The sequence below is a fragment of the Micromonospora sp. NPDC003776 genome, assembly GCF_053605645.1.
The window spans coordinates 1-9,747 of record NZ_JBSGJR010000228.1 but is presented as its reverse complement, the minus strand read 5'-3'; the positions used below and the strand labels follow the sequence as shown (position 1 = coordinate 9,747).

At 72.3% G+C, this 9,747-nt stretch carries 6 protein-coding genes; 2 read left to right on the top strand and 4 right to left on the bottom strand.

Annotated features, from left to right (window positions below; all coding sequences use genetic code 11):
- Positions 1 to 64: 64 nt before the first annotated feature.
- Both ACWEVO_RS19200 and ACWEVO_RS19195 read right to left on the bottom strand, forming a co-directional pair.
- The gene (locus ACWEVO_RS19200) at positions 65 to 1,030 is read right to left on the bottom strand and encodes a sugar phosphate isomerase/epimerase family protein (RefSeq protein WP_452308885.1); all 966 of its coding nucleotides are present in this window, start codon (positions 1,028 to 1,030) and stop codon (positions 65 to 67) included.
- Between the two features lie 20 nt (positions 1,031 to 1,050).
- Entirely contained in the window at positions 1,051 to 4,173 is a 3,123-nt protein-coding gene (locus tag ACWEVO_RS19195) for an OmpL47-type beta-barrel domain-containing protein (RefSeq protein WP_452308884.1), read from the bottom strand.
- A 514-nt stretch (positions 4,174 to 4,687) separates the two neighbouring features.
- Between ACWEVO_RS19195 and ACWEVO_RS19190 the strand changes: the two genes are divergently transcribed.
- Both ACWEVO_RS19190 and ACWEVO_RS19185 read left to right on the top strand, forming a co-directional pair.
- Complete coding sequence (locus tag ACWEVO_RS19190; RefSeq protein WP_452308883.1) at positions 4,688 to 5,548, top strand: ATP-grasp domain-containing protein; 861 nt, start codon at positions 4,688 to 4,690, stop codon at positions 5,546 to 5,548.
- Between the two features lie 552 nt (positions 5,549 to 6,100).
- Positions 6,101 to 8,158, top strand: a complete 2,058-nt coding sequence (locus ACWEVO_RS19185) for a M4 family metallopeptidase (RefSeq protein ID WP_452308882.1) — start codon at positions 6,101 to 6,103, stop codon at positions 8,156 to 8,158.
- A gap of 86 nt (positions 8,159 to 8,244) precedes the next feature.
- Here ACWEVO_RS19185 and ACWEVO_RS19180 read toward each other — a convergent pair whose 3' ends face one another.
- On the bottom strand, positions 8,245 to 8,604 hold the full coding sequence (locus tag ACWEVO_RS19180) for a YbaB/EbfC family nucleoid-associated protein (RefSeq protein ID WP_452308881.1): 360 nt from the start codon (positions 8,602 to 8,604) through the stop codon (positions 8,245 to 8,247).
- Positions 8,605 to 8,683: 79 nt separating this feature from the next.
- On the bottom strand, positions 8,684 to 9,694 hold the full coding sequence (locus ACWEVO_RS19175; RefSeq protein ID WP_452308880.1) for a radical SAM/SPASM domain-containing protein: 1,011 nt from the start codon (positions 9,692 to 9,694) through the stop codon (positions 8,684 to 8,686).
- Positions 9,695 to 9,747: the final 53 nt, after the last annotated feature.

Genomic DNA, 9,747 nt, shown 5'->3' with positions numbered 1-9,747 from the left:
GGCCGGGTCTGCGCGGGCCCGGCCGCCGGCTCGGGAGCCGGGTCCTCGACCAGCCGCCAGGCGCTCATCGGGCACCCCGCAGGTCGATCATGCGCTGGTAGCTGCGCTCGGCCGCGCCCAGCGAACCGGGCGGGTTCGGCTGCGCGCCGGGCGCCGAGTCCTGCTCCCAGAGGAACTCGAAGCGGCCCCGGCCGGTCAGCTCGCCGAAGAAGTCGGCGAACGGAATGACGCCCGCGCCGAACTCCACGTCGGCGTAGGAGTTGCCCTGCTGCGGGTCGGGCAGCGGCACGCCGTCCTTGACGTGGAACAGCGGATAGCGCTCCGGGTGGGCGTTGACGTAGTCGACCGGCCGGAAACCGGGGTACTTCCGCGCCCCGCCGTACGCCCAGAGGATGTCCATCTCCAGGAAGACGTACCGGGGGTCGGTGAGCTCCAGGAAGAGGTCGTACAGCCGGATGTCCGGGCGGTCCGTGGCGAAGGCGAACTCGATGGTGTGGTTGTGCTGGTAGAGCTTCAGCCCCCGGGCGGCGGCCGCCTCGCCCCAGGCGTTGAACTCGGCCGCGGCCGCCTGGTAGCCGGCGACGGTCCGGTTGCCGGTGGGCGCCTCGGCGGTGCCGACGGCCGGCATGCCGAGGATCTCGGCGACGTCCAGCTCCCACTCCAGGTTGGTGCGGAAGTCCCGCAGCCCTCGGTGGCTGCCCGCCGCCTTCAGCCCGTTGTCGTCGAGCAGCCGGCGGATCTGCTGCGGGGTGATCGCGCCGACCGCACCCTGGGTGTAGCCGGCGAACTCGACCTCCCGGTAGCCGATCCGGGACAGCTCCTCGAAGACGGCCGCGAAGCCGATCTGGCTGATCTTGTCCCGGACGCTGTAGAGCTGGATGCCCACGTGCCCCTGCGGGATGAGCTTGCCCTGGCCGCCCTGGTCGGCCCCGGCCGGCAGCGCGCCGGCCAGGCTGGCCGCGCTGACCGCGACCGTCGACCCGGCGAGCCCTCGCAGGAGAGTACGCCGGTCGATCCTGTTCCTTGCCATGATGTGTCCCTTTCCTTGGCTCAGCAGCAGGTGCCCGCGGCGCCGCCCGGGCAGCAGGCGGTCAGCGGGGCGACCCGCACGTTCCGGAAGCTGATGACGTCGCCGGTGCCGTGGTTCTGCAGGCCGACGTATCCGCTGGCGTTCTGCCGCCCGGCGCCGCCCGGGTCGTCCGCGCGGGGCGGGCTGAAGACGGCGTCGGGGGTGTTGACGTACTCGTTGATCAGCACGCCGTTGCGGAAGACGGAGTAGTGCTGGCCGACCACGCGGATCTCGTAGTCGTTCCAGGTGCCCTTCGGGGTGACGCCGGCGCCGGCCAGGTCGACCCGGTCGAAGCCGTACACCGAGCCGCTCTTGTACTGGTCGCCGTCGGGCCGGTCGAAGATCTGGAGTTCGTGGCCGTACTTGATGGCGACCCACTCCGGGCGGGACTCGGCCGGGTGGTTGCGGACATCGGGGAAGCGGACGAAGACGCCGCTGTTGGCCCGGCCGTCCCCGGGGGCGTCGTCGCGCCACTGCAGCTTCAGCGAGAAGTCGCCGTACGCGGAGACCGGGTACCAGAGCATGCCGAGCCCGGGCACCGCCGTGCTGGTGACCGAGCCGTCGGCGTTGCGGGTGAAGCCACCGGCACCGACGTGCTGCCAGCGGCCGAAGGACGCCGGCGTGGAGTCGAGGATCGGCTGGTAGCCGTCTTTGCCGGCCGGCTTGCCGACGCCGGAGCGGCCGGCTGCGCTGGCCAGCTTGCCGTGTTCCTGCTCGGTGATGACCCCCAGGTGGTGCAGGTGCTCGGCGACCGCGGTGACGTAGGAGACGAAGGCGCCGTGGTTGGCCCAGCTCTTCTCGTCCTCGATGACGTTGTTGATCGTGCAGTCACCGTCGACCACCCGGTTCGGTACGCCGCTGTCGACGGTGCCGAGCCAGACGGTGGGCCGGGTGTCCTTCACGCAGTCGGGCCGCGGCCCGCTGGCCACCACGGTGAAGGCGACCGAGGCGGCGCCCGAGGTGTTGCCCGCCTTGTCGGTGGCGCGGTAGGTCAGCGTGTGCTGGCCGGCCCGGTCGACGGTGACCGGGGCGGAGTAGCGGGCGTACAGCTCGCCGTCGAGGGAGTACTCGATCCGGTCGACGCCGGAGCCGCTGTCGGCGGCGGTCAGGGTCACCGTGGCGCTGCCCACGTACGCCCCGTCGTCGTCGAGCTGGCCGGTGAGGGCGGCGCTGACGGTCGGCGGGGTGGTGTCCGGCGCGGGCGGGTCGACCACGGTGAACGACGCGGTCTGCGGCGACGAGGTGTTGCCGGCCTTGTCGGTGGCCCGGTAGCTCACTGTGTGCTGGCCGACCTGGTTCACGGTGACCGGCGCGGTGTACGCGGCGTAGGGCTGCCCGTCGAGCGAGTACTCGACCCGGTCCACCCCCGACCCGCTGTCGGCGGCGGTCAGGGTGACCGTGGCGCCGCCCACGTACGCCCCGTTGGCGTCCTTCTGTCCGGTCACGGCGGCGGTGACGGTCGGCGGGGTGGTGTCGGAGGGGGCCGGCTCGACCACCGTGAACGACACCTGCTGCGCCGACGAGGTGTTGCCCGCCTTGTCGGTGGCCCGGTAACTCACCGTGTGCTGGCCGGTCTGGTTGACCGTCACCGGCGCGGAGTAGGCCGCGTAGGCGCCGCCGTCGAGCGCGTACTCGACCTTCGCGACCCCGGACTCGGTGTCGCTGGCGGAGAGGGTGACCGTCGCGCTGCCCACGTACGCCCCGTTGGCGTCCTTCTGGCCGGTCACGGCGGCGGTGACGGTCGGCGGGGTGGTGTCCGTGGGGGCGGGCTCGACCACCCGGAACGACACCTGCTGCGCCGAGGAGGTGTTGCCGGCCTTGTCGGTTGCCCGGTAACTGACCGTGTGCTGGCCCGGCTGGTTGACCACGACCGGCGCGGCGTAGGCCGCGTAGGGCTGCCCGTCGAGCGAGTACTCGACCCGGTCGACGCCGGAGCCGCTGTCGGCCGCGGTCAGGGTCACGGTGGCCGCGTTGACGTAGTTGCCGTCGGCGTCCCTGGTTCCGGTCACCGCGGCGGTGACCGTCGGCGGGGTGGTGTCCGACGGGGCCGGCTCGACCACCGTGAACGACACCTGCTGCGCCGACGAGGTGTTGCCCGCCTTGTCGGTGGCCCGGTAACTCACCGTGTGCTGGCCGGTCTGGTTGACCGTGACCGGCGCGGTGTAGGCCGCGTAGGCGCCGCCGTCCAGCGAGTACTCGACCCGCTCCACCCCGGACTCGGTGTCCGTGGCGGAGAGCGTGACGGTCGCGCTGCCGACGTAGGCGCCGTTGGCGTCCCTCTGCCCGGTGACCGCGGCGGTGACCGTCGGCGGGGTGGTGTCCGTGGGGGCGGGCTCGACGACGGTGAAGGACACCTGCTGCACCGGCGAGGTGTTGCCCGCCTTGTCGGTGGCCCGGTAACTCACCGTGTGCTGGCCCGGCTGGTTCACCGTCACCGGCGCCGAGTAGGTGCCGTACGTGCCGCCGTCCAGGGCGTACTCGACCCGGTCCACGCCGGACCCGCTGTCGGAGGCGGACAGGGTCACCGTGGCGCTGCCCACGTACGCGCCGGTGGCGTCCTTCTCCCCGGTCACCGCGGCGGTGACGGTGGGCGCCGTGGTGTCCGAGCCGCCGCCGCTGACCACCAGCAGGCCGGTCATGCCGCCGTGGCCGGGGATCGAGCAGAAGTACCGGTAGGTGCCCGGGGAGAGCACCACGTCGACCGTCCAGCGACCCCCGTTGGCGTCCGTCGGATCGGCCAGGATGTTGACGTCGACGTCGCTGTTGTAGCGCGGGTCGCCGGTCTCGAAGGTCAGCGTGTGCTGCATCCCGGTGGTGTTGCCGGTGGCGGCGCTGTTCTCGAAGACGAGGGTGGCCGGACCGGCGACGGCGGTGGTCGGCACCGACCGGTAGGCCAGGAAGTTGTCCCCCGCCGTCCAGGTGAGCACCTGGGCCTGCAGGGGCGCGGGGGCGGCGGCCGACGCGGACCGTTCCGGGCCGGTCGGCCGGGCGTTCGCCGGGGACGGGGAGAGGCCGGTGGTCAGCAGCGCCATGGCGGCGAGTGCAGCCACCGATCTCCGGAGCCGGCTCGGTGCGTGCCGGCGCGGCGGTGGATGTGAAGTCATGGGAAGCCTCTTTCGCGGTCCGGGAGACAGCGGGCGGAACGTGCGTCGGGTGTCGTCGGTCCGGCGATGCGGTGGATGCCGGTTCAGCTGCCCGTACGGCCCCTCCCAGGCCGCACGGGGTCCCGGCCGTGGCCGGCGGCCACGGTCGTCCGATGTGCATGGAGAGCTGCCACCGCGCCGGCGGCGGATCGCCGCGCACCGCGGTGCGTCGGAGCTGTCGGAGTCGGTCGGGTACGGACGTGCGGTCGGCCCGTGAGGCGGAGCCGCCGTGCTGGCGTTGACCCGGGGTACGGCCATCGCTGGCCGGTCGTGGTCACCTGACGGGTTGCGCCGCCGGTGGGCCACTGTCGAGGGCTACCGTGCCGGGTAGTTCATCTCGACGAAACATATTGATGGTGCCCGACACTACTGACTTACCCTCAGCGTGTCCATAGCTTTCGCTGGTTCCGTGACTACTTTTCTACGCAACAAACGAAAGTGGCCGGCGGAATCCTTCCACCGGCAGGATGGGCCCGTGCTGCTGCTGTTTCCCGCCGATCCGCTGCGCCCGCGCCGGCCCGACCCGCATTTCGCACCCGAGGCCGACGCCACCCGCGCGGCCGGGGCGGCGGTCGCCCTGGTCGACCACGACCTGCTCGCCGCGGGTGGGGACCCGGCCCGCGCGGTGGCCGGGGTACGCGCCCCCGGGCACGCCGTCTACCGGGGGTGGATGCTGTCGAGCAACCGGTACGCCGACCTCGCCGGAGCCCTGGCCGCCCGGGACGTGAGCCTCTGGACCACCCCGGCCCGGTACCGGCGCGCCCACGAGCTGCCCGGCTGGTACGCCGCGCTAGCCGCGGTCACCCCCACGTCCACCTGGACGGCCGGCGCGGACCGGGCCGCGTTCGACGAGGCCCGGCACGCCCTCGGCCCGGGACCGGCCGTGCTGCGCGACTATGTGAAGTCGGCCAAGCACCACTGGCACGAGGCCGCCTTCGTGCCGGACCTCGAGGACGGCGACGCCGCCTGGCGGATCGCCGGCCGGCTGCGGGAGCTGCGGCAGGACGACTTCACCGGCGGCTTCGTGCTGCGCCGCTTCGAGGCGCTCACCGGGGCGGAGGTGCGGACCTGGTGGATCGACGGTCGCTGCGCACTGGTCGGCGCGCACCCGGACACTCCGGAGGAGTCACCGGAGTCGGATCGGCCGGACGTCTCGTTGATCGCCTCGGCGGTCGCCGCGCTCGACCTGGCGTTCGTGACGGTCGACCTGGCTCGCCACGCCGACGGCCGGTGGCGGGTGGTCGAACTGGGCGACGGGCAGGTCAGCGACCGGCCCGCCAGCCTCGAGCCGGCGGCCCTGATCGCCGCCCTGGCCGCCGCGCTGCCCGCGGCCTGACCGCCGGCCGCCCGACTCGACCCGCGTCCCAAATAACGAGACGCAGCAAGAGCAACACCCCTGTCCCGCCACCCGCCCGGCGACCGCTGACACCACCCCCAGTGACATCGACCGTACGGATGATCATCGCGCGCTGTTCGGCACCCGCCGGCGAGCCGGACGGCCCCGGACTGATCAACAGCTTGACCGAGGGCGAATGTGCGCCATGAGCCAGCAGCGGCAATCGGCGCGAATCGTCTTCGCCGTCGTCCACTCGCGAGCGCATTAGCCCTGATCAGGGGCTATTGAAGATCATGGCTTCCTAATTTTTGCCAAACCGTGTCGTGATCGAAAGGCCACGGTTGCCCGGGTCACCCATTGCTCCGGCCCCGGGGCCGTGTGATTGTGCTGCCACGAGTCGCCGACCCCCGGCGGCTCAGGCGGTCGATCTGTCGAACCGGGGCCCCCGCCGGCAAGCCTCGGAGAGCGGCCGTCGCCCGCCTCACAGCTGTACCGCGCCACGCGCCCCTACCGGGCTCCGTGCGGCGCGCCTAGGAACAGGAGCAGACCCCCTTGAAGCTCTCACCCCGCCTCGCCGCGCTCTCCGGTGCGGCCGCGGCCGGCCTGATCGCCGCTGGCACCGCCGCGGCCGTGCAGGCCGCCCCGCCCAGTCCCACGCCCGACGCCGCCCAGGCCCGCGCCACCGCCGCCAAGTCGGCCAGCGCGCTGGTCGCCTCCCGCCCCTCGTACCTGCACGCGAGCGCCGACGAGGCGTTCGTGCAGAAGCAGGTTTTCTCCTCCGAGGGCACCCAGTACGTCTCCTACGAGCGCACCTACAAGGGCCTGCCGGTGACCGGCGGCGACTTCGTGCTGGCGACCGACTCCGCCGGCAACCTGAAGTACGCCTCGGTCGCGCAGGAGCGGGCCATCGGCAGCCTCGCCACCACGCCGAAGCTGACCTCGGCCGCCGCCGAGAAGACCGCCCGCGCTCAGCTCAGGACGGTCACCACCGTCGAGGGCAGCACCCTGGTCGTCTACACGCTCGGCGCGCAGCCGGCGCTGGCCTGGGAGACCACGGTGCGCGGCACCAGAGCCGACGGCCCGAGCCGGCTCACCGTCGACGTCGACGCCGTCACCGGCAAGGTCCTGCGGACGCAGGAGCACGTCGTGCGCGGCAGCGGCACCGGCGCCTGGAACGGCCCGGTCACCCTGAACACCACGCTGTCCGGCAGCACCTACTCCATGAAGGACCCGTCGCTGACCAACCTGAGCTGCCAGGACGCGGCCACCAACACCACGTTCACCGGCTCGGACGACGTCTGGGGCAACGGCACCGCCACCAACAAGGAGACCGGCTGCGTCGACGCGCTCTTCGGCGCCCAGACCGAGAACAAGATGCTCTCGGCGTGGCTGGGCCGTAACGGCGCCGACGGCAACGGCGGCTACTGGCCGCTGCGGGTCGGCCTGAACGACCAGAACGCCTACTACGACGGCACCCAGGTCCAGATCGGCAAGAACACCGCCGGTGGCTGGATCGGCTCGCTGGACGTGGTGGCGCACGAGATCGGTCACGGCATCGACGACCACACCCCGGGCGGCATCTCCGGCAGCGGCACCCAGGAGTTCGTCGCGGACACCTTCGGCGCGGCCACCGAGTGGTACGCCAACGAGCCGTCCACCTACGACGCTCCGGACTTCCTGGTCGGCGAGAAGGTCAACCTGGTGGGCAGCGGCCCGATCCGCAACATGTACAACCCGTCGGCGCTGGGCGACCCGAACTGCTACTCCAGCAGCATCCCGAGCACCGAGGTGCACGCCGCCGCCGGCCCCGGCAACCACTGGTTCTACCTGCTGGCCATGGGCAGCAGCCCGACCAACGGCCAGCCGACCAGCCCGACCTGCAACAGCAGCAGCGTGACCGGCCTGGGCATCCAGAAGGCCATCAAGATCATGTACAACGCGATGCTGCTGAAGACCACGTCGTCGTCGTACCTGAAGTACCGCACCTGGACCCTGCAGGCGGCGAAGAACCTCTACGGCAGCACCAGCTGCACCGAGTTCAACACCGTCAAGGCCGCCTGGGACGCGGTCAGCGTGCCGGCCCAGTCCGGCGACCCGACCTGCTCCAGCAGCAGCCCGACGCCGACCCCGACCACCACGACCACCCCGCCGTCCGGCTGCTCCGGCCAGAAGCTGGCCAACCCCGGCTTCGAGTCCGGCAACGTGAGCTGGAGCGCCTCCTCCGGCGTCATCGGCCAGTACGGCTCCCAGGGCCAGCCGACCCACAGCGGCACCTGGAACGCCTGGATGGACGGCTACGGCTCGTCGCACACCGACACCCTGTCCCAGTCGGTGACGATCCCGTCGGGTTGCCGGGCGACGCTGACCTTCTGGCTGCACATCGACACTGCGGAGTCGGGCTCCACGGCCTACGACAAGCTGACCGTCAAGGCGGGTAGCACCACCCTGGCCACCTACTCCAACGTGAACGCCGCCTCCGGTTACGTGCAGCGGTCCTTCGACATCTCGTCGCTGGCCGGCACCACGGCCACCATCTCGTTCAGCGGGGTGGAGGACGTCTCCCTGCAGACCTCGTTCGTCATCGACGACACCGCAGTCAACCTGAGCTGAGCAACAACGGAGCGGTCGGCCGTCGTCCTCCCGACGGCCGGCCGCTTCGTCGTGTCAGCCCTCGGCGGCGGCGGGGGACGCCGGCGTCAGGCGGAGCGGTCGGCCCGGGCGGCGCCGTCCCCGGCCCGGTTGAGCCGGGCGACCACGCCCTCCATCGCCTGGCTGAACATCGCCATCTGCCGCATCGACTGCTCCTGAAGGCCGCCGAGGCACTCCCACCCCGCCGTGGCCAGCGCCGGGTCGACGGTCACGGACTCGATGCGGCCACCCTGGACCGCCACGGCCCGCACCCGGCCGCCGTCCGCCGCTCCCTCGGCGCGCAGCAGTCGCCCGGGATCACCGTCGGTGTCCTCGGCGGCGCGGGCCCGCATGGACGACAACGCCTGCTGGGTCTGGGTGAGCAGCTCGTCGAGGCTCGCGGCCGCGGAGAACGGGTCGTAGGTCATAGCCGCGCTTTCTTCACGTCTTTCCGGAAGCACCGTGACGATAGCAACCACCGCCGACGGCGGCGGTGCGCGCACCGCGTCAGAACGTCCGCCGGTACAGCGAGCAGCCCTGGCACACCTGCGGCGGCGTGTCGCCGGTCAGTCGCCGACGGAACTCGCGGTACTCCTCGCCGTACCAGATTTCGGGAAACGACCGCTCGCCGACCGTGCCGAGGCGCACCCGGTCGTCGCCCATCACCATGCAGCAGGGCTGCACCACGCCGGTGCTGGTGATGTAGGACGCGTCCCACGGCCAGGAGCAGCCGGGCCCGCCGGCGGGGCCGGGCTGCGGCGCGGCGGTGCGAGGCAGGCGCAGGCGTACGCCGAGCCGGTCGGCCTCGGCCGCGGCCCGGGCGAAGGCCCCGGCGGCCCGCTCCGCGTCCACCCCGGTCCAGAGCGCCTGGTCGGCGGTGAACTCGCGGATCTGGGCGTACCGGCCGGCCGGGTCGGCGTCGGAGAAGCTGTGCGACAGGTTCTGCACGTGCAGTTCGTCGACCCCGATCCGCCCCAGCAGCCGGACCAGTTCGGGCAGCTCGTCCACCGTGTCCCGCATGGCGACGAAGACGACCCGGATCCACGGGGTGTCGCTGCCGGCCGCCCGCTTCGCCGCCACCAGGCCGGCCAGGTTCGCCACCACGGTGTCGAAGTCGGCGCCGTCGCGCACCCGCTCGTACGCCTCGGCCCGGGCGCCGTCCAGCGAGACATGCATCCAGCCGACCCCGCTGGCCACCAGTTCCTCGGCCCGCCGCCGGCTCAGCAGGGTGGCGTTGGTGTTGAACCCGACCACGATGTCCCGCGCCACCGCGGCCGCGACCATCTCCATCAGGTACGGCGACAGCAGCGGTTCGCCGAGCCCCTGCAGGGTGAGTTCCCGCAGTCCCGGCACGTCGTCCACGACCCGGTGGAACAGCTCCGGCCGCATCGCGCCGGCCAGCTTGTTGACCGGCGGCCGGTAGCGGACCAGGCACATCAGGCAGCGCAGGTTGCACGCGGAGGTCACCTCCAGTTGGAGGTTCGTCGGCAGCGGCGGATCGTCGACGGCGACCGGCATGCCCCCGAGTGCCCTGGTCCGCCGCCGCTAAACCGGGCCATCCGGAATGCCGC

Coding starts and splice junctions, on each gene's coding strand:
- ACWEVO_RS19200 (WP_452308885.1), bottom strand. CDS start 1,030: ATGGCAAGGAACAGGATCGACCGGCGTACTCTCCTGCGAGGGCTCGCC.
- ACWEVO_RS19195 (WP_452308884.1), bottom strand. CDS start 4,173: ATGACTTCACATCCACCGCCGCGCCGGCACGCACCGAGCCGGCTCCGG.
- ACWEVO_RS19180 (WP_452308881.1), bottom strand. CDS start 8,604: ATGACCTACGACCCGTTCTCCGCGGCCGCGAGCCTCGACGAGCTGCTC.
- ACWEVO_RS19175 (WP_452308880.1), bottom strand. CDS start 9,694: ATGCCGGTCGCCGTCGACGATCCGCCGCTGCCGACGAACCTCCAACTG.